The sequence below is a fragment of the Demequina gelatinilytica genome (assembly GCF_000971115.1).
Lineage (GTDB): Bacteria > Actinomycetota > Actinomycetes > Actinomycetales > Demequinaceae > Demequina > Demequina gelatinilytica.
The window spans coordinates 1-23,042 of record NZ_BBLV01000022.1; the positions used below are offsets into that span (position 1 = coordinate 1).

General features: G+C 72.4%; 22 protein-coding genes. 16 read left to right on the plus strand and 6 right to left on the minus strand.

Annotation, left to right across the window (positions count from 1 at the left end; genetic code table 11):
* The 3 genes from AOM00_RS14265 to holA form a co-directional block, all read left to right on the plus strand.
* A partial coding sequence (locus tag AOM00_RS14265; protein ID WP_174442346.1) for a ComEA family DNA-binding protein occupies positions 1-453 on the plus strand: 453 nt, incomplete at its 5' end.
* Positions 450-2,756, plus strand: coding sequence for a ComEC/Rec2 family competence protein (locus AOM00_RS14270; RefSeq protein WP_062518440.1), 2,307 nt, complete (start codon positions 450-452; stop codon positions 2,754-2,756). The genes AOM00_RS14265 and AOM00_RS14270, both read left to right, overlap by 4 nt.
* 5 nt (positions 2,757-2,761) lie before the next feature.
* Positions 2,762-3,754 carry a DNA polymerase III subunit delta gene (holA, locus tag AOM00_RS14275; protein ID WP_062518473.1) on the plus strand — a complete coding sequence of 331 codons (993 nt, stop codon included), beginning with the start codon at positions 2,762-2,764 and terminating at the stop codon, positions 3,752-3,754.
* Between the two features lie 27 nt (positions 3,755-3,781).
* Here holA and AOM00_RS14280 read toward each other — a convergent pair whose 3' ends face one another.
* The 4 genes from AOM00_RS14280 to AOM00_RS14295 all read right to left on the minus strand — a co-directional run bounded on the left by AOM00_RS14280 (position 3,782) and on the right by AOM00_RS14295 (position 7,073).
* Entirely contained in the window at positions 3,782-4,462 is a 681-nt protein-coding gene (locus tag AOM00_RS14280) for an EAL domain-containing protein (protein WP_228373520.1), read from the minus strand.
* 84 nt (positions 4,463-4,546) lie between these two features.
* Positions 4,547-4,807 carry a 30S ribosomal protein S20 gene (gene rpsT, locus AOM00_RS14285; protein WP_042212820.1) on the minus strand — a complete coding sequence of 87 codons (261 nt, stop codon included), beginning with the start codon at positions 4,805-4,807 and terminating at the stop codon, positions 4,547-4,549.
* Positions 4,808-4,884: 77 nt separating this feature from the next.
* Positions 4,885-5,382 (minus strand): type II toxin-antitoxin system PemK/MazF family toxin, encoded by a 498-nt coding sequence (locus tag AOM00_RS14290; RefSeq protein WP_062518442.1) that lies wholly within the window; start codon positions 5,380-5,382, stop codon positions 4,885-4,887.
* A 20-nt stretch (positions 5,383-5,402) separates the two neighbouring features.
* Entirely contained in the window at positions 5,403-7,073 is a 1,671-nt protein-coding gene (locus tag AOM00_RS14295; RefSeq protein WP_062518443.1) for a putative bifunctional diguanylate cyclase/phosphodiesterase, read from the minus strand.
* Between the two features lie 125 nt (positions 7,074-7,198).
* Between AOM00_RS14295 and lepA the strand changes: the two genes are divergently transcribed.
* The 3 genes from lepA (at position 7,199) to AOM00_RS14310 (ending at position 12,486) form a co-directional block, all read left to right on the plus strand.
* Positions 7,199-9,097: a translation elongation factor 4 gene (gene lepA / locus AOM00_RS14300; RefSeq protein WP_062518444.1), complete on the plus strand. Its 1,899-nt coding sequence runs from the start codon at positions 7,199-7,201 to the stop codon at positions 9,095-9,097.
* Between the two features lie 52 nt (positions 9,098-9,149).
* Positions 9,150-10,328: a radical SAM family heme chaperone HemW gene (hemW, locus tag AOM00_RS14305; protein WP_156159193.1), complete on the plus strand. Its 1,179-nt coding sequence runs from the start codon at positions 9,150-9,152 to the stop codon at positions 10,326-10,328.
* Positions 10,329-10,434: 106 nt separating this feature from the next.
* Positions 10,435-12,486, plus strand: a complete 2,052-nt coding sequence (locus tag AOM00_RS14310; protein ID WP_062518446.1) for an acyltransferase family protein — start codon at positions 10,435-10,437, stop codon at positions 12,484-12,486.
* On the opposite strand, the gene AOM00_RS14315 is transcribed toward AOM00_RS14310, so the two are convergent.
* Positions 12,467-12,964, minus strand: a complete 498-nt coding sequence (locus tag AOM00_RS14315; protein WP_062518447.1) for a DUF4870 domain-containing protein — start codon at positions 12,962-12,964, stop codon at positions 12,467-12,469. The genes AOM00_RS14310 and AOM00_RS14315 overlap by 20 nt on opposite strands.
* Positions 12,965-13,047: 83 nt before the next feature.
* Positions 13,048-13,410, minus strand: coding sequence for a DUF4870 domain-containing protein (locus tag AOM00_RS14320; protein WP_062518448.1), 363 nt, complete (start codon positions 13,408-13,410; stop codon positions 13,048-13,050).
* 186 nt (positions 13,411-13,596) lie between these two features.
* On the opposite strand from AOM00_RS14320, the gene hrcA reads away from it, so the two are divergent.
* The 10 genes from hrcA (at position 13,597) to AOM00_RS14370 (ending at position 23,035) form a co-directional block, all read left to right on the plus strand.
* Positions 13,597-14,604, plus strand: coding sequence for a heat-inducible transcriptional repressor HrcA (gene hrcA / locus AOM00_RS14325; RefSeq protein WP_062518449.1), 1,008 nt, complete (start codon positions 13,597-13,599; stop codon positions 14,602-14,604).
* Positions 14,605-15,744: a molecular chaperone DnaJ gene (gene dnaJ, locus AOM00_RS14330; protein ID WP_062518450.1), complete on the plus strand. Its 1,140-nt coding sequence runs from the start codon at positions 14,605-14,607 to the stop codon at positions 15,742-15,744. It abuts the gene before it with no gap.
* Positions 15,741-16,514, plus strand: coding sequence for a 16S rRNA (uracil(1498)-N(3))-methyltransferase (locus tag AOM00_RS14335; protein ID WP_062518451.1), 774 nt, complete (start codon positions 15,741-15,743; stop codon positions 16,512-16,514). Before dnaJ ends, AOM00_RS14335 begins: the two co-directional genes overlap by 4 nt.
* Before the next feature lie 20 nt (positions 16,515-16,534).
* Entirely contained in the window at positions 16,535-16,879 is a 345-nt protein-coding gene (locus AOM00_RS14340) for a histidine triad nucleotide-binding protein (protein WP_062303868.1), read from the plus strand.
* 38 nt (positions 16,880-16,917) lie between these two features.
* On the plus strand, positions 16,918-17,937 hold the full coding sequence (locus tag AOM00_RS14345) for a PhoH family protein (protein ID WP_082097109.1): 1,020 nt from the start codon (positions 16,918-16,920) through the stop codon (positions 17,935-17,937).
* On the plus strand, positions 17,934-18,383 hold the full coding sequence (ybeY, locus tag AOM00_RS14350; RefSeq protein ID WP_062518452.1) for an rRNA maturation RNase YbeY: 450 nt from the start codon (positions 17,934-17,936) through the stop codon (positions 18,381-18,383). Before AOM00_RS14345 ends, ybeY begins: the two co-directional genes overlap by 4 nt.
* On the plus strand, positions 18,380-19,687 hold the full coding sequence (locus AOM00_RS14355; RefSeq protein ID WP_062518453.1) for a hemolysin family protein: 1,308 nt from the start codon (positions 18,380-18,382) through the stop codon (positions 19,685-19,687). The genes ybeY and AOM00_RS14355 overlap by 4 nt, the downstream gene beginning before the upstream one ends.
* Positions 19,680-20,579, plus strand: coding sequence for a GTPase Era (era, locus tag AOM00_RS14360; protein ID WP_062518454.1), 900 nt, complete (start codon positions 19,680-19,682; stop codon positions 20,577-20,579). The genes AOM00_RS14355 and era overlap by 8 nt, the downstream gene beginning before the upstream one ends.
* A gap of 189 nt (positions 20,580-20,768) precedes the next feature.
* Positions 20,769-22,508, plus strand: coding sequence for a 2-isopropylmalate synthase (gene leuA / locus AOM00_RS14365; RefSeq protein WP_062518455.1), 1,740 nt, complete (start codon positions 20,769-20,771; stop codon positions 22,506-22,508).
* On the plus strand, positions 22,505-23,035 hold the full coding sequence (locus AOM00_RS14370; RefSeq protein ID WP_062518456.1) for a hypothetical protein: 531 nt from the start codon (positions 22,505-22,507) through the stop codon (positions 23,033-23,035). The genes leuA and AOM00_RS14370 overlap by 4 nt, the downstream gene beginning before the upstream one ends.
* The last annotated feature ends 7 nt before the right edge of the window (positions 23,036-23,042 follow it).

The window sequence follows — 23,042 nt, forward strand, 5'->3', positions numbered from 1 at the left end:
GGGGTCGCCGCCACGGCTCAGGCGCCGCCGCTCGCCGTCGTGCACGTCAGCGGCGCCGTGGCGGAGCCCGGCCTGGTCTCGGTCCCGGCGGGCGGCCGCGTGGTCGACGCGGTGGCGGCGGCGGGCGGGCTCGCGGCGCGCGCCGACGAGTCCTCGGTGAACCTCGCGCGACCCGTGGTGGACGGTGAGCACATCATCGTCGCGACGCTCGGCGAGGAGGGCGAGGGCGGCGAGACGGGGGCCGGGGGAGGCGCGGCAGGCTCGCTCGTGAGCCTCAGCTCCGGCGACGCTGCGGCTCTCGAGTCGCTCCCCGGGATCGGCCCGGTGCTCGCAGCGCGCATCGTCGCCGACAGGGAGGCCAACGGCCCGTTCCTCACGCTCGACGACCTCACGCGCGTCTCAGGCGTGGGTCCCGCGCTGGTGGCCGGCATCGCGGAGCTGGCCGTCCCGTGATCGGAGGGTGGGGCGACCTCCGCCTCGCCCCCACCGCGTGCGCGGTGTGGGCGGTGTCGCTCGTCGCGTGGCACGCCGGGCCGACGCCCGCGGCGCTGGCGGCGGCAGCCTGCTGCGTGGTCGCGGGAGCCGCCGTGGCGTGCCGTTCGCCCGCCTCGGCGACGCGGCGGAGATGCGTACGCGAGGGCATCGCACCGGTGCTGGCGCTGGCCGCGGTCGGCGCGACTGCCGCGGCGCTCACCGCCTCGGCGGCCGTCGAGGCGCGCGCGTGGATCGCCGCGCACGCGGACCACGCGCTCGAGATCACCGGCACGGTGACGGAGGTGCGGGCCGTCGCGTCCGCGTGGTCGGAGCCGCGCGTGGCCGTGCGCATCGAGGTCGACGCGCGCCGCGCCGCGGGCGAGCCGTGGCGGCACGCGCGCGGGCTCGTGGTGGTGGTGACCGACGCGGGCGGCGCGCCGGCTCGAGGATCCGACGCACGCGCGAGAGGGGTCGTGGCCCCGGCAGGACCGGGTGCCGTCGACGCCCTGCTCGCGGGGGAGGTGGTCGGCACCGCGCCGCCGACAGGCTGGCGTGCGGCACTCGAGCGCATGCGTACCGGGTTCCTCGGTGTCCTCGACGGCCCGGGCACGGAGGCCGCGCTGGTCGCCGGGATGGTGCTCGGTGACACATCGCGCATCCCGCAGGACGTGATCGGCCAGATGCGCATGGCCGGGCTCGCGCACCTCACGGCGGTCTCCGGCGCGCACTTCGCGATCCTCGCGGCGGCGCTCGGAGCCGTGATGCGCCGGATGCGAGCCGCGCCGCTCGTGGTCGCGTGCGTGACGGTGTCCGCGTGCGGCGGCTTCGCCCTTACCGTCACGGGCGGAGGCTCGGTGCTGCGTGCGCTCGCGATGGCGGCGATCGGAGCAGGCGCGCTGGTCGCGGGTCGACGGGGACAGCCCATGCCCGCGCTCTCCACGGCCGTCATCGTCCTCATCCTGCTGCGACCCGAGCTCGCCCGGGACGCGGGCCTCGCCCTCTCGGTGGCGGCCGTTCTCGCGATCACCCAGCTCGCGCCCGCGCTCGCGTCGCGCCTGCGCCGTAGGGTCGCGGCGCCGCTGGCGGACGCCGCGGCCGTCACCGTGGCCGCTCAAGCGGCGTGCCTCCCGGTGCTGGCCGCCATCGATGCCTCGGTGGGGCCGTGGGCAGTCGCCGCGAATGCGGTGGCCGCGCCGTTCGCGGTGCCCGTGACGCTGCTCGGCGCCGGCGCGCTGGTGCTCGCGGTCCCCGTGCCGGCGCTCGCCGCGGTGCTGGCCTCCGCGGCCTCGTGGTGCGCGTGGCCCGTGGTGCTCGCTGCCCGCGCGTTCGCGCTCGTGCCGGGCGGCGGATGGGCGTCCGCGACGGGGCTGCGCGGCGTCGTGCTCGGCTCGCTGGCGTGCGCGGCGATCGTGTGGACCGCGCGTGCGAGCCAGGGCACGCGCGTCGCGGCCCTCATTGCCCTGATCGCGACGGCCGTCGCGCACGCGCCCGTGCGCTGGCTCCCGGAGAGCCTCGGCGGTGCGATCGACGGGTGGACCGTGGTCGCATGCGACGTGGGGCAGGGCGATGCGCTCGTGATGCGCGGCGGTGGCGCGGTGGTGATGGTCGACGTGGGGCCCGCGGGAGATGCGGCGGCGCGGTGCCTCGACCGGATCGGCGTGTCGCGCCTGGACCTGCTCGTCCTGACGCATGAGCACGCGGACCATACGGGCGGTCTCGCCGAGGTGCTGGACGCGGCTGCCGTGGCGCGCGTGTGGCCCCCGCCGGGCGCGTCCGATGCGACCCGGGCGGCGCTCGCACGCGTGCCCTCCGAGGAGCCGACGGCAGGGCTCACGTGGGCGGGGGGAGTGGTCGCGGTCGAGGTGCTCCAGTCCGGGCCCGCGCCGCGTGGACGCGGCGGCACCGAGGTCAACGACTCGTCCACCGTGGTGCGGATCGCGGCGGAGGGGCTGGTGGTGGTGGCGCTCGGCGACGTCGAGCTCTCGGCGCAGCGCCGGCTCGCGCGCGCCGCGTCATTCGTGGATGTCGACGTGGTCAAGGCCGCGCACCACGGCTCCGCCACGCAGGATCCGGGGCTCGTCAGGGAGATCGCGGCCCCGGTCGCGATCCTGTCGGTGGGGGAGGGGAACGACTACGGCCACCCGGCCGCGGAGGCGCTAGCGCTCTACGGCGAGCGCGGCGCCGCGGTGCTGCGGACCGACCTGTGCGGCGACGTGGTGCTCGGCGCGCGTGACGGGGCGCCCGTGCTGGTCAGGCGATGTCGGGACCCCGTGGCACCCTAGTGCGCATGGCAGCGCGACAGTCCGCACGGCAGGCACCCCAGGCGACGTGGCACCGTGCCGCTCCGGCGCCGATCGTGCTCGTCTCGGGTCCGGAGAAGCTGCTCGCCTCGCGCGCGGTCGAGCGCATCGCCGCGCGCATGCGGGCGGCCGGAGACATCGAGGTCACCCGGCTCGACGCGGCCGCCTACTCCAAGGGCGGTCTCGCGGGCGCGACCAGCCCGTCGCTGTTCGCGGAGCCCGGGCTCGTGCTGGTCGAGTCGCTCGAGTCGATGAACGACGACTTCCTCCAGGACGCGCTCGCCTACGTGGAGCGGCCGGACCCCGACTGCGTGGTGGTGCTCCAGCACGGCGGCGGCGTGCGTGGCAAGCGGCTGCTCGACACCCTGCGCAAGGGCGGCACGCCGGAGTACACGTGCCCGGCCATCAAGAAGGACGCCGAGCTGGTCGACTTCGCCACCGGCGAGTTCGAGCGTGGCGGCCGCCCCACGCAGGCGAGGGCGGTCCGGGCCCTGGTCGACGCGATCGGGGAGGACGTCGCCGAGATCGCGGCCGCGTGCGCGCAGCTGATGAGCGACGTGGACGGTCCTATCGACGAGCAGGTGGTGACGCGCTACTACGGCACCCGCGTCAACGCGACCGGGTTCTCCGTCGCGGACGCGGCGATCGCCGGCCGTACCTCGGACGCGATCGCCCTGGTCCGGCACGCGTTGTCGACCGGCACCGATCCGGTCCCGCTCGTCGCGGCGCTCGCCTCGAAGCTCCGCACGCTCATCAAGGTCGGCGCCGCTCGCGGTCGCGGCGTGAGCCTCAGGGAGCTCGGCATCCAGCCCTGGCAGGAGGATCGTGCGCGCCGCGACCTGCGACGGTGGGACGCGGACTCGCTCGCGCTCGCCGTCCAGGCGGTCGCGCAGGCCGATGCGGAGATCAAGGGCGCGTCGCGTGCACCCGGCTTCGCGCTCGAGCGTGCGGTGCGGACGGTCGCGGAGCTCGCCTCGTAGCGTGCCGCGAAGGCGCGGCGGCGCGCGTCAGGCCAGCGCCGGCTCGGCGTCGTGCTCGCCGCGGTCCAGCGTGACCGCGGCCTCGAAGTGCCAGCCCTGGAACAGGTCGAAGCCCGCGCGTTCGCAGGATTCGAGGATCCCGCGATCCTCGACCCGCTCGGCGATCAGCGCAGCGCCGTACCGACGCGCGGACGTGACGAGCCCGGTGCCCAAGTGGAGCAGGTCGCGCCAGTCGATCTTGACGTAGTCGGCGAGCGGCAGCAGCCGCCGCTGGGAGGAGGTCCCCACGAAGTCGTCGAGAGCGATGCGGAACCCCTGAGCCTTGAGCTCCGCGATGCGCTCGACCACGGAGGCGGTGGCGTCCGTCGACTCGACGATCTCGATCACCACCCGCGAGGGGTCGCAGTCGCGGGCGACGTCGCGCGTGACCAGGTAGCTGCCGGTGAAGTTGACGAACGCGGGCAGCGGCGAGGTGATGTCCGGATGGCGCCAGAAGGCCGCCGCGAGGACGTGCTCGGTCGCGCGGTCCTGGTCGTCCGCGCACCAGCGGTCGACCGGCACGGGGGTACCGCCGGAGGCGCGGTACAGGAGCTCGTGCCCACGGGCATCCCCGTCGCGCGTGAAGATCCCCTGACGCGCCACGAGGGCGCGCGTCGCACCTTCGTGGCGCGTCGGGCGCCACAGGCGCGGCTGGGAGTGAAAGTTCACGGAACGCAGACTATCCATGTTTGCCCGCTAAAGCACGAACGCCCCGATCGCGTGAGCGATACGGGGCGTACGAGCGGGTGGTCGTCAGAGAGCGGCGACCTGCTTGGCCAGCGCCGACTTGCGGTTCGCGGCCTGGTTCTTGTGGATGACACCCTTCGAGACGGCCTTGTCGAGCTTGACGGAGGCGGTCTTGAGGGCGGTCTCGGCGGTTGCCTTGTCGCCGGCGGCGATGGCCTCGCGCACCTTGCGGACGTTGGTCTTGAGCTCGGACTTGACGGCGACGTTGCGCAGGCGCGACTTCTCGTTGGTGCCGATGCGCTTGATCTTCGACTTGATGTTAGCCACAGCGATCCTTCTAATTTCAGGTGAAAACTTATGGGTGGGGCGCGAGCAGGCGCGCTCACACACGAACGGACATCATATCAGGAGTGGTGGTCCTTCAGCGAACCGGTGACCCTGTCGAACGTCGCGCGGTCGAGCATCGCACCCTCGCGCCGGACCCCTGCGGGGTCCACGCGCACGATCCGGTCGAGGCGCACCTCGCTCGGGCGTCCTCGAGAATCCCACGGACCGGCCCCGATGTCCATCCAGTAGCGTCCCCACCGGGCCTCCTGGGCCGCGTCGAGATCGTGGTCCTTGCTGGTGAGCATGAGGCCGAGCAGCCATCGTCCGTCGCGGCCCACGAGCAGCACGGGCCGGTCCTTGCCCTGCGCGTGGTCCTCCTCGAACGGCACCCAGGTCCACACGACCTCGCCCGGCTCGGGAGCGCCTCCGCGCGTGGGGGAGTAGCTGATCCGCGGACGGCCCGTGAAGTCGCCCGGGTAGGCGGCCGGGGTGGCCGTGCTGCGCGAGGCGGAGGGGTGCGGCGTGGAGCGGATCGCGCGGACGATGCGCCGCAGCAGGTCGACGAGGGAGCTCACCCGGTCGACGGTACCGGGACCTACAGGCCGCCCGCCATGGCGGTGGCGTCGCCCAGGTCGAGCTCATGCGCGGGCCGCGCGTGGCCGAACAGGAAGCCCTGGCCCAGCTGCCAGCCGTGCTCGCGTGCGATCGCGCGCTGCGCCTCGGACTCGACGCCCTCGATCACACCCGACATGCCGAGGCTGCGCGTGAGCGTGGCCACCGTGGTCGAGATGCGGTCGCCGGTGCCCCGGTCGCCCAGGCGCAGCGTGAACTCGCGCGCGAGCTTGATGCCGGACACCGGGTTGAGGAGCACGGAGCTGAGCGCCGAGTAGCCGGTCCCGAAGTCGTCGATGATGAGGTCGATGCCCAGCGCGGTGAGGCCGTCGAGGTCGGAGTGCGCGGCCTGGGTGGCGATGAGCATGCCGGACTCGGTGATCTCGAGCCCCAGCCGGCCGGGGTCGATGCCGGTCGCCTCGAGCGCGCCGGTCACCACCCGCGTGAGGTCGGCGCCGCCGATCTGACGCGTCGAGACGTTGACGAACACGCGGCCCTTGAACTCGGGGTGCGACGCGATGAACTCGCATGCCTCCGTGATGACGAAGGCGCCGAGCGGGACCACCAGGTTCGCCTCCTCGCAGATGGCGATGAACTCGTCCGGAAGCAGGAGCCCGCGGTTGGGGTGGTTCCAGCGCACCAGCGCCTCGTACGCGACCACCTCGGCGGTGTCGAGCCGCACGATCGGCTGATAGTGGACCACCAGCTCGCCTTCGCGGATCGCGGTGCGCAGCTCCGCCTCGATCGACAGCTTGTTGAGCGCGTGCGAGCGCAGCTCGCTGGTGAAGACCTCGACGCGTGCGCGGCCGCGCTGCTTGGCCGCGTACATCGCGGTGTCGGCGTTGCGCACGAGGCTCTCGGCGGTGATCTCCGGCTCCGCGAGCGCGAGGCCCACAGAGACGGTCGGCACCACCTCGTGCCCGCTCAGCGTGAACGGCACCTGGATGTCCGCGGCGAGCACCGTGAGGAAGGCCTCGGCCGCGGCCTGGGTAGGGATGGACTCGAGGATGACCACGAACTCGTCGCCGCCCAGGCGCGCGACGGTGTCGCCGGGGCGCACGGCGCCCTTGATGCGGCGCGCGATCTCCTGGAGCAGCGAGTCGCCGGCAGCGTGGCCCAGCGAGTCGTTGACCACCTTGAAGTGGTCGACATCGAGGAAGACGCACGCGACCGTGTGGGCGTCGGTGCGGCGCGCCTCGAGCGCGGCCTCGAGCCGGTCGAGCAGCAGCGTGCGGTTGGCGAGCCCGGTCAGGTGGTCGTAGAGCGCGCGGCGCTCGAGCAGGTCCTTGGCGCGGCGGATCTCCGTGATGTCCTCCACGTGCGCGAGGTAGCGCTGCACGCCGTCCTCACCCGTCACGGGCGACACGGTCATCCGGGTCCACACCGAGTCGCCGTTGCGGTGGACCAGCCGCGTCTGCGCCTGGAAGTAGGGCAGCTCGCCGTTGTCCAGCTGCCAGCGCAGCTCCTCGTCGCGAGGGATGTCGTCGGGGTGGGTGAGGTCGCGCAGGCGGTACGTGCGCAGACCCGCGACGGTTCGGCCGACGATGCGCGCGAACGCGCCGTTGACATCGAGCAGCGCGCCGTCGGCGCCGAGCACCACCATGCCGATCGGGGAGCCGTCGAAGGCGGGGCGGAACAGCTCGGAATCCGACATCGGCGCCCCCTTCCCACACGTGCTCGTCGCATCCGGACATACCGGTCTGCCTTTAGTATCGGCGCGGTCGGCGATTGCTGAAGTCTTCATGTGGTCGCCCCGGTCCCACCCCTGCTCGTGGGACAATGGCCTGCACCCCTGTCGCCAGAACCCGAGGAACCGTCATCACCGTGTCTGCAGATCCCCGTATCGAGCCCGCCTCGACCGATCCGGCGCTCATCCGCAACTTCTGCATCATCGCGCACATCGACCACGGCAAGTCGACCCTCGCGGACCGCATGCTCCAGCTCACGGGCGTGGTCGAGCCGCGCCAGATGAAGGCGCAGTACCTCGACCGCATGGACATCGAGCGCGAGCGCGGCATCACCATCAAGTCGCAGGCCGTGCGCATGCCGTGGGCCGTCGACGGCGCGTCGCACGCGCTCAACATGATCGACACCCCGGGCCACGTGGACTTCACCTACGAGGTGTCCCGCTCGCTCGCCGCGTGCGAGGGCGCGATCCTGCTGGTGGACGCCGCGCAGGGCATCGAGGCGCAGACCCTCGCGAACCTCTACCTCGCGATGGAGAACGACCTCACCATCATCCCGGTGCTCAACAAGATCGACCTGCCCTCGGCGGACCCCGACCGGTACGCGGCCGAGCTCGCTCAGCTCATCGGCTGCGACGTCGAGGACGTCCTGCGCGTGTCGGGCAAGACGGGTGCCGGCGTGCCGGAGCTGCTCGACCGCGTGGTGCGGGACATCCCCGCGCCCGTGGGCGACGCGGACGCCCCCACGCGCGCCATGATCTTCGACTCCGTCTACGACACCTACCGCGGCGTGGTCACGTACGTGCGCGTGGTGGACGGCTCGCTCAAGTCGCGCGAGAAGATCGCGATGATGTCGACGCTCGCGACGCACGACCTCCTGGAGATCGGTGTCATCAGCCCCGAGCCGGTGCCCACCAAGGGCCTCGGCGTGGGGGAGGTGGGCTACCTCATCACGGGTGTGAAGGATGTGCGTCAGTCGAAGGTCGGCGACACCGTCACGCTCGCGAACCGCCGTGCCCAGGCCTCGCTGGGCGGCTATCGCGATCCCAAGCCGATGGTCTACTCGGGCCTGTTCCCGGTCGACGGATCGGACTTCCCGATCCTGCGCGACGCGCTCGACAAGCTCCAGCTCAACGACGCATCGCTGGTCTACGAGCCCGAGAGCTCGGTCGCGCTCGGCTTCGGCTTCCGCTGCGGCTACCTGGGCCTGCTCCACCTCGAGATCGTGCGCGACCGCCTCGAGCGCGAGTTCGGGCTCGACCTCATCTCGACCGCACCGAACGTGGTGTACGAGGTCCACATGGAGGACGGCAAGGTGGTGACCGTCACCAACCCGTCCGAGTTCCCCGGCGGCAAGATCGCCGAGGTCCGTGAGCCCGTGGTCAAGGCGTCGATCCTGGTGCCGAGCGAGTTCATCGGCACCGTGATGGAGCTGTGCCAGGAGCGCCGCGGCCTCATGGGGACCATGAACTACCTCAGCGACACGCGCGTGGAGATGCACTACACGCTGCCGCTCGCGGAGGTCGTCTTCGACTTCTTCGATCAGCTCAAGTCGCGCACGCGCGGCTACGGCTCGCTCGACTACGAGCCCGCCGGCGATCAGGCTGCGGACCTGGTCAAGGTCGACATCCTTCTCCAGGGTGAGCAGGTCGACGCCTTCTCCGCCGTGGTGCACAAGGACAAGGCGTACGGCTACGGCGTCATGATGGTCGGCAAGCTCAAGAACCTCATCGACCGTCAGCAGTTCGAGATCCCCGTCCAGGCGGCCATCGGCTCGCGGGTCATCGCGCGAGAGACCATCCGCGCGATCCGCAAGGACGTGCTCGCGAAGTGCTACGGCGGCGACATCTCGCGCAAGCGCAAGCTGCTCGAGAAGCAGAAGGCCGGCAAGAAGCGCATGAAGAACATCGGTTCGGTCGAGGTGCCGCCCGAGGCCTTCATCGCCGCGCTGTCCACGTCGGACGACGGCTCGGACAAGGGCAAGAAGAAGTAGCGTGCCCCCGTCCGACGCGACGGAATCCCCTGCCACCAGGCATGATGACGTTATGGCCAACAGTGCTGCCGTGAGGGACCTGGGCGTCTACATCCATGTCCCCTTCTGCTCGGTGCGGTGCGGGTACTGCGACTTCAACACGTACGCCCCGGGCGAGGTCGAGGGCGCGACGCGCGAGGGCTACGTCGAGGCAGCGCTGCAGGAGCTCGAGCTCGCGCGCACCACGATGCGCGGCGACGCGCGTGCCGTGCGGACGGTCTTCTTCGGAGGCGGGACGCCGACGATGCTCGACTCGTCGGCGCTGATCGCGCTGCTCGACGGCGTCCGCGGCACGTGGGGCCTGAGCGCCGACGCCGAGGTCACCACGGAGGCCAACCCGGACTCGGTCACGCGCGAGTCGCTCCACGCGCTTGCACGGGCGGGCTTCACGCGCGTGAGCCTGGGCATGCAGTCCGCGGTGCCGCATGTGCTCGCGACGCTCGACCGCACGCACAACCCGGCCAACGTCGAGCGGGCGGTCGCGTGGGCCCGCGACGCGGGCCTCAAGGTCAGCCTCGACCTGATCTACGGCACACCGGGGGAGTCGCTGTCGGACTGGCGCGCGAGCCTCGAGGCGGTGCTCGCCCTCGAGCCCGACCATGTGAGCGCCTACGCGCTGGTGATCGAGCCCGGCACCCGCATGGGCGCCCAGCTGCGCCGCGGCGAGGTCGAGCCGACGGACCCGGACGTCCAGGCGGACATGTACGAGCTCGCCGACACCCTCCTGAGCGAGGCGGGCTACTCCTGGTACGAGGTGTCGAACTGGGCTCGCGAGAGCGCCGACCGGTGCCGCCACAACATGGCGTACTGGCGCAGCCAGGACTGGTGGGGGATCGGTCCGGGCGCGCACTCCTACCTGGGTCCGCGCATCGTCGACGGGACGGAGACCGCCGCGCGACGGTGGTGGAACGTCAAGCACCCGCGCGCGTACGCGGCGCGGCTCGCCGCGGGCGAGAGCCCCGAGGCCGAGGGCGAGGAGCTCAGCCCCGAGGACCTCCGGCTCGAGGAGGTCATGCTGCGGCTGCGCCTGCGCGAGGGCGTGCCCGCCGAGAGCATCGACGGCAGGGCCGATGCGGTCGCGCGCCTCATCGCGGACGAGCTCCTGGACGGGGCGGCGGCCGTGCGCGGCACGCTGCGCCTCACACGACGCGGTCGGCTCCTGGCCGACATGGTGGTGCGCGCCCTCACGTGACGCGCCGCCGCGGCGGTCCGGGACGGGTCTCGCGCGCGCGTACGCTTGTCGCTCGCCCCTCGCGCCGCCGACCCGTGGAAGGAGCGGCGGCCCCGCGGCCGCCGGCATGATCATCAGCACCGACAGCCTCACGCGGACCGCCTCCCGCACGCCCGTCGCGAGCGCCGTCGGCCGCGCCCGGATCGCGGGGCTCGACGGTCTCCGCGCCGTCGCGGTGGTCCTGGTGGTCGCCTACCACCTCGCGCCCTCGCTGGTGCCCGGCGGCTATGTGGGCGTCGACGTGTTCTTCGTGCTGTCGGGGTTCCTCATCACCACGATCCTGCTGCGCGAGCGCGCGGCGGCGGGGCGCATCTCGTTGCGACGCTTCTGGAGCCATCGGATCCGGAGGCTCGTGCCGGCGCTCGCGGTCGCGGTCGTGGTGCCGGCGGCCGCCGTCTCGCTCGGTGCGGCCACGCTCCGCGCGAACGGCGCGGAGGTCGAGGGCTCGGCGTGGGGCGATCTGCTGGTCGGCGCGGGCGCGCAGGGAGCGGCGGCCGCCACGTTCACCAGCAACTGGGCCACCATCGCGGCAGGACGGAGCTACGCGGGGGCATCGTCGCCGCGCCTGTTCGAGAACCTGTGGTCGCTCGGCGTCGAGGAGCAGTTCTACGTGCTGTGGCCGCTCGTGGTGGTCGGGTTCGCCGCCTGGGGGCTCGCCACGCGTCGTGCCGCGCTCGTGGCCGGCCTGCTCGCGGCCGCGTCGGCGGCCGCCATGGCGGTGTCGGCGGTGCCGGGCGTCGACCCGACGCGCGCCTACATGGGCACCGACACGCACGCGTTCGGCCTCATGGCGGGCGCGGCGCTCGCCTTCGCATGGTCCGGCGACGATGCGCGTCGATCGACCCGCTCGCGCGCACCGGGCGCGCTCGCGGTGGGTGCCCTCGGGGCCGTGGTCCTCGCGGCGCTCGCCTTCGTGCTGCCGTGGGACTCGCCGTGGACGTACCGCGGGGGCCTGCTCGCGGCCTCGATCGCCGCGGTCGCCGTCATCAGGATGGTGCTCGTGGTGCCCGCGGTGGGCGCCCGGATGGATGCCGCGCCGCTGCGGTGGATCGGCGACCGCTCGTACGGGATCTACCTGTGGCATTGGCCCGTGCTCGTGTTCGTCGCCACGCTGCTGGACGGCGGACGGGTGCGTGCGCCCTCGGTCCTCACGGTGGTGCTGACGGTGATGCTCACGCTCGGTGCGGCGGCGGCGTCGTACCGCTGGATCGAGATGCCGGTGCGGCGAGCCGGGCTGCGACGGTCCGCTCGGATCGGTGGGAGGCTGCTGCGCGACGCGCTCGGCGACGGGGAGAGCCTGCGCCGGGCGTGCGGGGTCGGGCTCGCTGCCCTGGCCGCCGCCGTGATCGGGCTCGCGTGCTGGGGTGTCGCGATCGCGCCGGCGCGCACCTCGCTCGAGGTCTCCTTCGATGCGGGTGCCGCGTCGATCGGCTCCGCCGCGACGGCCGTGAGCGTCCCGACGCTCGCCGACGGCCGTCAGGACGCCGAGGTCCTCGGCCCGCCGGTCCCCATCGGGACCTCGGTGCCGCTGTCCCCCCGAGCGGGGGACCGGCCGGGCGTGGTGCGGCTCGACCCGCCCGGATCGCCCGATGCCCCGGAGGCGGCCCCGGCGGTGCCGGAGCCCGTGGTGCCGGACGGTGCCGAGGTCATGATCGTCGGCGACTCGGTGGCATTGGGTGCCGCTCCGGCGCTGACCGCGGCGCTCCCGGGCGTCATGGTCGACGCCGAGGTGGGCCGCCAGTTCTCCGCGGGTGTCGACAGGCTCGACACGCTCGCGCGCAAGGGACGCCTGCGCCCCTACGTGGTGGTCGCGCTCGGGACCAACGGGGCGGTGCCGGAGGATCAGATGGCGCGTCTGCTCGAGGTGGTCGGGGACCGCTCGCTCGTGCTGGTGACCCCGTACGGGGACCGCTCGTGGATGAAGGGCTCTCAGCGGGCGGTGCGTCAGGCCGCGCGCGGCCATGACGCCGTGGTGATCGCCGACTGGCAGCACGCCGTCGAGGCGGATCCCACCGTGCTGGGCCCGGACGGGATCCACCCCGGCGAGGCCGGCATGGAGCGGTTCGCGCAGGTGGTCGAGCAGGGGCTGCTCGACGCCGTCAGCGCACGAACGGGATGACCAGCGGGATCCGGTAGTACTCGCCGCGGTTCGCGCGGATACCCGCGACGATCGAGATCACGAGCGCGTAGACCGCGTAGGCGACCATCAGGGGCCCGGTCACGATGAACCCGATGAACAGCGTCGCGAACCCGATCACGCATCCGCCGATGATCACGGCGAGGGACGTGAGCTGGAGGTTGAGGTTCGTCTTGCCGTGGTGGTCGATGAGCGCGCTGCGCTCGCGGTAGAGGAGCCACATCACCAGCGGGACCACGAACGCGAGCGTGCCTGCGGACAGCAGCATCGCGATCGCCGCGAGGATGTGGACCAGCATCGCGATGGTCCGGGCGTCGGACTCCAGCATGGGCGCCGGCGCATAGGGCGGCGGGGTCTGCGCGTAGGGCGGAGCCGGGTCGTAGGCCTGGCCGCCGGTGGGCTGCTGCGACGGCTGCCCGGTGCCGCCGTCGGGGGTCTGGGGTGCGGTCTGCTCGTTCATGCCTCCAGCCTCGCAGGACGGCGCAGGGCCCCGCATCCACCGGGAGGGGGAGCGGGGCCCTGATTCGCGTCGGGGTGCTACCCCTAGGAGACGAGCCGCAGCGTGAACGGGTAGCGGTAGCCCTGCCCCTTGCTCGCGGCGACCGCGCCCTGGATCCCGAAGATCAGCGCTATGACGAACACGGCCAGGTTGAGCAGCCAGCCGAAGAAGCCGAGCCCGATCTGGCCGAGCACATTCGCCGCGACGTAGCCGATGGTGACGAGGATGCCGAAGTTCAGCGCCTCCTTGCCCTCGGTGTCGGTGAACGCGCTGCGCTCGCGTCCCACGAGCCAGAGGATGAGCGGGATGAGGAAGCCGGTGAAGACCGTCGCGTGAGCGACCGTGGCGAGCCCCGTGTCGCCCGAGGCGCCGCTCGGGGAGGCCGGGGGTGTCGGGTTCTCGGTCATGGCAGAGCCTTTCGTCGTTGTCCTGGCGGGCCGCTCGAGCGAGGGCCCTTGTCTCGATCGTAGTGAGACGTGCCTCGTAACGCGCGGGTCGTGGCGGAGATTCCGGAGACCCTCGCGTGCCCGATCGGGGCGCCGGGGCGCCGCGATAGGATTAGCACTCAGCAAGCCAGAGTGCCAGGAGGGACCGTGACCGAGGAACGTCGGCGCGCCGTGCTCCACGCGATTGTGGAGGGATACGTCGCCACGCACGAGCCGGTGGGCTCCAAGGCCCTCGCGGAGACGCGTGCGCTCGGGGTCTCCTCCGCGACCATCCGCAACGACATGGCGATCCTCGAGGAGGAGGGGCTCATCGCGCAGCCCTACACCTCGGCCGGCCGCATCCCCACGGACAAGGGCTACCGGTCCTTCGTCGATCAGCTCGCCGCGGCGGCGCTGCCGGAGGCGCACCGGCGCGCGATCGGCACCTTCCTGTCCGATGCGGTGGACCTCAACGACGTGGTCGAGCGCTCGGTGCGGCTCCTGAGCCAGCTCACGCGCCAGGTCGCGGTGGTCCAGTACCCGTCGCTGCGCGAGTCCGCGGTCCGCCGCGTCGAGCTGGTCCGCATGGGTGCGGAGCACGCGCTCGTGGTCGTCGTGTCCTCGGACGCGCGCGTGGAGCAGCAGAGCGTCGCGCTCGGCGAGGCGACGTCGGACGAGGACTTCGAGCGCGCCGTGCGGGAGGTCAACGCGACCGCGCACGGCCTCGGAGGGGCGCGCCTCGAGGCGGCGCTCACCCTGTGGGCGCAGGCACCCGACCAGGTCCCGTGGGCCGGCGCCGTCGCCGATGTGGTGGTCGCCGCGACGCGCGGCGGCACGGTCGAGCGCGTGGTCTTCGCGGGCGCGTCGAACCTCGCCCGCGCCGGGTCGGGGCTCGAGGCCGACACCATCGCGCCGGTGCTCGACGCGCTCGAGGAGCAGGTGGTTCTCCTGCGGCTGTTGCACGAGATGGCGGCCGAGGGGGACGATGTCTCGGTCCGCATCGGCGCCGAGACCCATTACGAGGCGCTGTCGCGCACGTCGATCGTCGCCGCCGCGTACGGTCGCGACGCCTCCTCGCTCGTGGGTGCGCTCGGACCGACCCGTATGGATTATCCAGGGACGATGGGCGCCGTGCGCGCCGTCGCCCGCTATCTGTCGAAAGTGGTGGAGCTCTAGGTGAAGGACTACTACGGCGCGCTGGGCGTCTCGCGGGACGCGACCGAGGCCGAGATCAAGAAGGCGTACCGCAAGCTCGCGCGCGAGCTGCACCCCGATGTCGCGGGCGCGGACGGCGAGGAGCGGTTCAAGGAGGTCTCGGCCGCCTACGACGTGCTCGGCAACGCCGAGAAGCGTGCGCAGTACGACCGCGGCGTGGACCCGCGCTCCGCGTCGGGCGGCGCGGGTGGCCCCCAGGGCTTCGGCTTCGAGGACATCTTCGAGACCTTCTTCGGGGGCGGCGCGGGGCCGTTCGGCTCCGCTCAGCGCGGCCCGGCCTCGCGCACCCAGCGTGGCGGCGACACGCTCGTGCACACCGAGATCACGCTCGAGGAGGCTGTGTTCGGCGTGACCCGCGAGATCCAGGCGGATCTCGCCGACGTCTGCTCGACGTGTCACGGCTCGTGCTGCGCGCCCGGCACCCAGCCGCAGACCTGCCGCCAGTGCAACGGCCAGGGTTCGGTGCAGCGCGTCGCGCGCTCGCTCCTGGGCAACGTCATGACCACCGCGCCGTGCCCGGCGTGCGGCGGCTACGGCACCACCATCGAGACGCCGTGCACCGACTGCTCGGGCCAGGGGCGGACGCACTCGCGTCACACCATCGCGGTGGACATCCCCGCCGGCGTCGAGACGGGCACCCGGATCCGCATGACCGGGGTCGGCGACGCGGGGGTCGCGGGCGGTCAGAAGGGCGACCTGTACATCGAGATCCGTGAGCGCGCGCACGCAGTCTTCGAGCGTCGAGGCTCCGATCTCCACTGCACGCTCGAGGTGCCCATGACCGCCGCGGCGCTCGGCACGGTGCTGTCCGTCGACACGTTCGACGGACCACAGGACGTCGACGTGCGCCCGGGCACCCACGCGGGCTCCACCGTGAAGCTCAAGGGGCTCGGTGTCGGGCGGCTCCAGCGCCAGGGTCGCGGCGACCTGTTCGTGCACCTCGACGTGGTGACGCCGACCGACCTCACCGCCGAGCAGGAGGAGCTGGTGCGTCAGCTCGCCGCGCTGCGCGGGGAGGAGGCGCCGGAGGCGCGGCTCGCGCCCATCGGCGGCGGCGTCTTCTCCCGGCTCAAGGACGCGTTCCTGGGCCGGGAGCGGTGACCGCACCCGTCTTCGTCGATCCCGCGGCCGCGAGTGCGGCCGTGGGGGATCGGATCCGCGTCGAGGGCGACGAGGCGCGCCACGCCGTGACGGTCCAGCGCCGCCGCATCGGTGAGCGCGTCGACGTGGTCGACGGCGCGGGCGCCCGCGCGAGCGGCATCATCGCCGCCACGGGGGACCGGTGGATGGAGGTCGCCGTCGACGCGGTGGGTCGCGACGTCGACCCGCCGGTGACGCTCGTGCAGGCGCTCGCGAAGGGCGGACGGGACGAGCAGGCGGTCGAGGCCGCGGTCGAGCTGGGTGCCACCCGCATCGTGCCGTGGGCGTCCGAGCGCGCGATCGTGCAGTGGCGGGGGCCCAAGGCGGCCAAGGGCCGGGAGAAGTGGGCGTCGCTCGGCCTCGCGGCCGCCAAGCAGAGCCGCCGGGCGTTCGTGCCCGTGGTGGACGATGCCGTGACCTCCAAGCAGCTCGCGGCGCTCGTGCGCGAGGCCGTCGACGCGGGTGACCGCGTGCTCGTGCTCCACGAGGCCTCGGCGGAGCCCCTCGCGGGCCTCGCGTGGGCGGACCCCGACCAGCCCGTGTGGCTGATCGTGGGCCCCGAGGGCGGGATCTCCGACGGGGAGCTCGACGCGCTGCGCGCCGCCGGCGCCGCCGCGGTGGTGCTCGGCCCCCACGTGCTGCGCGCCTCGTCCGCGGGTCCTGCGGCGCTCGCGGCGCTGGGAGCGCTGCGCGGGCACTGGGCCGCACCGCAGGGCCACCCGTCCCGGTGAGCGGTCACTACGCTAGGGGGATGAGCACCACGGACTGCATCTTCTGCAAGATCGTCGCGGGGGAGATCCCCGCGACGAAGGTCGTCGAGACCGAGAACGTCGTCGCCTTCCGGGACATCGCGCCCAAGGCGCCCGTGCATGTCCTGGTCGCTCCCAAGGTCCACGTCCCCGACGTCGCGGCGGCCGCGCGCGAGATCCCCGACGTGCTCGCGGAGATGGCGATCGTCGCCCAGCAGGTCTCCGACGCCGAGTCCGGGGGGCAGCACCGCCTCATCTTCAACACCGGCGCCGCCGCCGGCCAGACCGTCTTCCACGTGCACGCCCACGTGCTCGGCGGCGCGACCCTCGGCTGGGACCCCGCGTGAGCGTAACCCGGGTGGTCGTGGTCGAGGACGCCGCACGGATGCCGGATCTTCTCGGCTCCGGCGATGGCGTGCTCCGCGAGGTGGAGAAGGCGTTCCCCGCGGTCGGCATCATGGTGCGCGGCAACCGCATCACGCTGTCCGGCGACGAGGACGATGTCGCGGCGGCGGCGGGCGCGGTCGAGGAGCTTCGCGACGTGCTGGGCGCGGGCGTCCCGCTGACGCCGGACGTCGCGCGCGAGTCCGTGCGCATGCTGCGCTCGACCCGCGCCTCGGGGGGCGCCGCATCTTCCGTCGGGACCGCGACCGAGGTCGCCGAGCGTCCCGCGGGCGTGCTCAGCCGCTCGATCCTTTCGACCCGCGGGCGCACCATCCGGCCCAAGACGCAGGGCCAGGCGGCATACGTCCACGCGATCGAGTCGCACACCATCACGTTCGGCATCGGGCCTGCCGGCACCGGCAAGACGTACCTCGCGATGGCGCAGGCCGTGGCGGCGTTGCAGTCCAAGCGCGTCAACCGCATCGTCCTCACGCGCCCCGCCGTGGAGGCGGGCGAGCGGCTGGGCTTCCTGCCCGGCTCCCTCTCCGAGAAGATCGACCCCTACCTGCGACCGCTGTACGACGCGCTGCACGACATGGTCGACCCCGAGTCGATCCCGCGCCTCATGGAGGCGGGGACCATCGAGGTGGCGCCGCTCGCGTACATGCGTGGACGGACCCTCAACGACGCGTTCGTCATCCTCGACGAGGCGCAGAACACCACGCGCGAGCAGATGAAGATGTTCCTCACGCGCCTGGGCTTCGGCACCACGATGGTGGTCACCGGCGACGTCACGCAGGTGGACCTGCCGGGGGGGACCAGGTCGGGCCTGCGCGCCGCTTCCGAGATCCTCACGGGCGTCGAGGACATCGCGTTCTGCCACCTGAACGCGGACGATGTGGTGCGTCACCGCCTGGTGAGCGACATCATCACGGCGTACGCCGAGAACGACGAGCGCACGCAGGGACGCGCGCGGCCCACCGGCCAGAAGCGCCGGTTCGACCGGGAGGAGCAGCGATGATCGAGGTCAACAACGAGACCGACGCGACCGTCGACGAGGTCGAGTTCGCGGAGCTCGCGCGCTACGTCCTGGCGCAGATGCATGTCGCGGACGGCGCGGAGCTTGCGATCATGTTCGTCGACGAGGAGGCGATGGAGCAGCTCCACCTCCAGTGGATGGACGAGCCGGGCCCCACGGACGTGCTGAGCTTCCCCATGGACGAGCTGCGCCCCGGCACGCCCGACCAGCCCACGCCTGCGGGGCTGCTGGGCGACATCGTGGTGTGCCCGTCCGTCGCCGCGCGTCAGGCCGCGACGGCAGGCCACTCGGCGGAGGAGGAGATGCTCCTGCTCACCACGCACGGCCTGCTCCACCTCCTGGGCTACGACCACGTCGAGCCCGAGGAGGAGAAGGAGATGTTCGCGCTCCAGCGCAACCTCCTGCTGACGTTCCTCGCGAACCGATGACGTCGACCGCCATCACCCTGCTGGTCGTCGTCCTCGCGGCGGGCCTCGCGGGGGCAGCGGTGCTGCACGCGCTCGTCGCCGCGTTCGAGCAGATCCCCTACGCGGATGAGCGTCGCATCGCCGCGCAGCTGCGTCCGGACGGCCGCCCCACGCGCGCGGCGCGGCTCGCGGCGCTGCCCGACCACGCGGACAACGCGGCCTCCGTCGCGTACGCGGTGCTCGAGGCGGTCGCGCTGGTCGCGTGGACCGCGCTCGCGCTCGAGATCGGTCACGCGGCGGGGTGGGAGACCGAGGCCTCGCTCGTGTTCGCGGTGGCCGTGGCGGGCTTCTTCTCGCTCGTGGTGGTGCGCGCGTGGCCACGTGCCGCCGCCCGGCGGGCTCCCGAGGCGGCGGTGCGGGTGCTCGCGCCGCTCGCGTGGGTGCTCGTGCGGCTCACCTCGCCCATCCGTGCCGTGGTGCCGCCGCTGCGCATCCGTGAGCTGTCGGAGCCGGAGGACCTGGTCGAGCAGGCCACCGATGCGCTCGAGGAGGAGGACGCCGAGCTGCTGCGCTCCGTGGTGGGCCTGGGCGACACCCTCACGCGCGAGGTCATGGTGCCGCGCACCGACATGATCACCATCCAGGCGGGCACGCCGGCGCGCAAGGCGATGCTGCTGTTCATGCGCTCGGGCTTCTCCCGCGTCCCCGTGATCGGGGACGGTGTGGACGACATCCGCGGCGTCCTGTACCTCAAGGACGTGGTCCGGGCGACGTGGGACCACCCGGACCGTCTCGAGGAGCCCGTCGACGCGCTCGTGCGGGACCCCGAGTTCATCCCCGAGTCCGTGCCGGTGGACGACCTCCTGCGCCGCATGCAGGACGAGGTGTTCCACATGGGCGTGGTGGTCGACGAGTTCGGCGGCGTCGCCGGCCTGGTCACCATCGAGGACGCGCTCGAGGAGATCGTGGGCGAGATGGTCGACGAGCACGACCGCTCGGCCCCCGAGGTCGAGGACCTGGGTGAGGGCCGCTACCGTATCCCCGCGCGCTGCGGTCTCGACGAGCTCGCGGAGCTCTTCGAGGTCGAGATCGACGACGAGGATGTCGAGACCGTCGCGGGGCTGCTCGCGAAGGCTCTGGGCAAGGTGCCGATCCCGGGCTCGCAGGCGACCGCGCACGGGCTTGTGCTGCTCGCCGAGCGGGCGGAGGGGCGCAGGCGCAGGCTGGTGTCCGTGATCGCGGAGCGTGCCGAGACGCCGGAGCAGACCGGCGAGAACGAGACGGTGCCGCGCAGGCGCGGACGGAAGGATGACGACGATGAGTGAGCACCGGTCGGGCTTCGTGGCCTTCGTGGGCCGCCCCAACGCGGGCAAGTCCACGCTGATGAACGCGCTCGTGGGCGAGAAGGTCGCGATCATGTCCTCGCGCCCGCAGACCACGCGGCGCGCGATCCGCGGCATCGTCACGCGTGACGATGCCCAGCTGGTGATCGTCGACACGCCCGGCCTGCATCGTCCTCGCACGCTGCTGGGCGAGCGCCTCAACGACCTGGTGCGCGAGACGCTGTTCGAGGTCGACGTCATCGGCTTCTGCCTGCCGGCGGACGAGAAGGTCGGGCCGGGCGACAAGTGGATCGCGCGCGAGCTCGCGGAGACCCGCGCGCCCGTGGTCGCGATCGTGACCAAGGTCGACAAGGTCTCGCGCGAGCGCGTGGCCGAGCACCTGCTCGACGTGTCGCAGCTGGGGGAGTGGGCGGACATCGTGCCCGTGAGCTCCGTCAAGGACATCCAGATCGACACGCTCCTCGACGTGCTCGCGAACCGCCTGCCGGAGGGCCCGCCGCTCTACCCTGAGGGCCACCTCACGGACGAGCCTGAGGACGTGCGCGTCGCGGAGCTCATCCGCGAGGCCGCGCTCGAGGGCGTGCGCGACGAGCTCCCCCACTCGATCGCCGTGGTCATCGAGGAGATGGTCGAGCCCGACTCCGAGGATGCGCATCGACCCGTGCTCGAGATCCGCGCGCACGTGTTCGTGGAGCGCGACTCGCAGAAGGGCATCATCATCGGCAAGGCCGGCTCGCGCCTCAAGGAGGTCGGGGCGACCGCTCGGGCCGGCATCGAGCATCTGCTCGGGCGGAAGGTCTACCTGGACCTGCACGTCAAGGTGGCCAAGGACTGGCAGCGCGACCCCAAGCAGCTCGGGCGCCTCGGCTTCTAGCGGCCCGCGGACAGCCTCCCGGCGGGGAGGGCTGGGGCGTGGACGATGCGCGCGTGGGCTATGGTGGCCGTATGCGTGCACGCTCGCTGCTTATGTGCCGCGACGAGGCCTAGTCCAGGTCGGTCCCTCGTCGCGGCCCTTCGCCTGCCGACCGAGGACCCCAGCGACACAGCGAAGCAGCGAGGAATCATGAGCCACTACACCGGCGGCACCCAGAAGCCGTCCCCCATGCCCATCCGGAAGTACGCGCCGTTCCACGAGCAGATCCGGGTGGATCTGCCGGACCGGCAATGGCCGAGCAAGCGCATCGAGAAGGCGCCGCGCTGGTGCGCGGTGGACCTGCGCGACGGCAACCAGGCCCTCATCGAGCCCATGAACGGCGAGCGCAAGCTGCGCATGTTCGAGCTCCTGGTGCGCATGGGCTACAAGGAGATCGAGGTCGGCTTCCCGAGCGCGAGCCAGACCGACTTCGACTTCGTGCGTCAGCTCATCGAGGAGGACCGCATCCCCGATGACGTCACCATCCAGGTGCTGACCCAGGCGCGCGAGCACCTGATCGAGCGCACCTACGAGTCCCTCAAGGGTGCCAAGCAGGCGATCGTCCACCTCTACAACTCGACGAGCATCCTGCAGCGCGAGGTCGTGTTCCGCGCGGACGAGGACCAGATCCTCGACATCGCGACCCACGGCGCGATGCTCTGCCAGAAGTTCGAGGAGACCATCCCCGACACCCGCGTGTTCTACGAGTACAGCCCCGAGTCCTACACCGGCACGGAGCTCGAGTACGCGGTGCGCGTGTGCAACGCCGTGCTCGACGTGTGGAAGCCCACGCCCGACCGCAAGGTCATCATCAACCTGCCGGCGACCGTCGAGATGGCGACCCCCAACGTGTACGCCGACTCGATCGAGTGGATGAACCGGAACCTCGACTACCGCGACTCGGTGGTGCTGAGCCTGCACCCGCACAACGACCGCGGCACGGCCATCGCCGCCGCGGAGCTGGGCTACATGGCCGGCGCGGACCGCATCGAGGGCTGCCTGTTCGGCAACGGAGAGCGCACCGGCAACGTCGACCTGGTGACCCTGGGCATGAACCTGTTCAGCCAGGGCATCGACCCCGAGATCGACTTCTCCGACATCGACGAGGTGCGCCGCACCGTCGAGTACTGCAACCAGCTCGACGTGCACCCCCGCCACCCGTGGGGCGGCGACCTGGTGTTCACGGCGTTCTCGGGATCGCACCAGGACGCGATCAAGAAGGGCCTCGAGGCGATGGCCGCGAAGGCCGACAGCCAGGGCGTGGGCGTCGACGACCTCCTGTGGGCCGTCCCGTACCTGCCGATCGACCCCAAGGACGTGGGCCGGTCCTACGAGGCCGTCATCCGCGTCAACTCGCAGTCCGGCAAGGGCGGCGTCGCGTACCTGCTGAAGAACGAGCGCAGCCTGGACCTGCCGCGCCGCCTCCAGATCGAGTTCTCGCGCGTGGTGCAGCGCGAGGCGGATGCGACGGGCGCCGAGATGACCGCGGACACGCTGTGGCAGATCTTCGAGGACGAGTACCTCCCTGCGGCGGACCCTGCGCGCAAGTGGGGACGCCTCTCGCTGGTGGGGACGCGCGGCACGTCGAGCGAGACCGGTCCCGACACGCTGTCCGCGGACATCACCGACGGGGGAGCGGCGGTCACCATCGAGGGGTCGGCCAACGGCCCGGTCGCCGCGTTCGTGGCGGCGCTCGCGACGCGCGGCGTGAACGTCGAGGTGCTCGACTACCACGAGCACGCGATGAGCACCGGTGGCGACGCCACCGCCGCCGCGTACGTCGAGTGCGCGATCGGCGACCAGATCCTGTGGGGCGTGGGCATCGATCCGTCGATCACCACCGCGACCCTCAAGGCCATCATCTCCGCGGTCAACCGGGAGGGCCGATGAGGCTCGCCGTCGGCGCGGTCGCGGCGCTCGCGCTCGCGGCGGCGCTCGCCGGCTGCTCGTCGCAGAGCGACACCGAGCTGCCGGACCTCTCGGGGCTCGGTCTCACGTCGACGTCCTGCGAGGACACGGTCCAGATGTCGGGCATCGTCTCCGGCGAGGAGGACGCGGTGCTCGAGTGCTGGACGGGGAGCCCGGAGGCGACGTTCCTCGACACCGCCGACTCGATCCTCGACCTGCTGCTCGACGCGAACGGCTCGGCCGAGGACGTGAGCGGCGCGCTGTGCTGGTCCGACACGGTGACCGACGCGGAGGCGAGCGCGTGCCGCGCGGTGCTCGTCGGCGACACCGAGTCGGGCACGCTCGTGTCCGCGGTGGTGTCGCTCGTCGACCCTGCCGACGTGATCGGCGCCATCTCGGATGACCCCGCGGATGCCGAGGTCGAGGCCGCGCTCGCGGGTGCCGCGCTCGAGGTGCTGGTGTTCAGCGAACCCGTCTCAGCGGAGGTCGGGGACCTGACCGGCGGGTGACGCGACG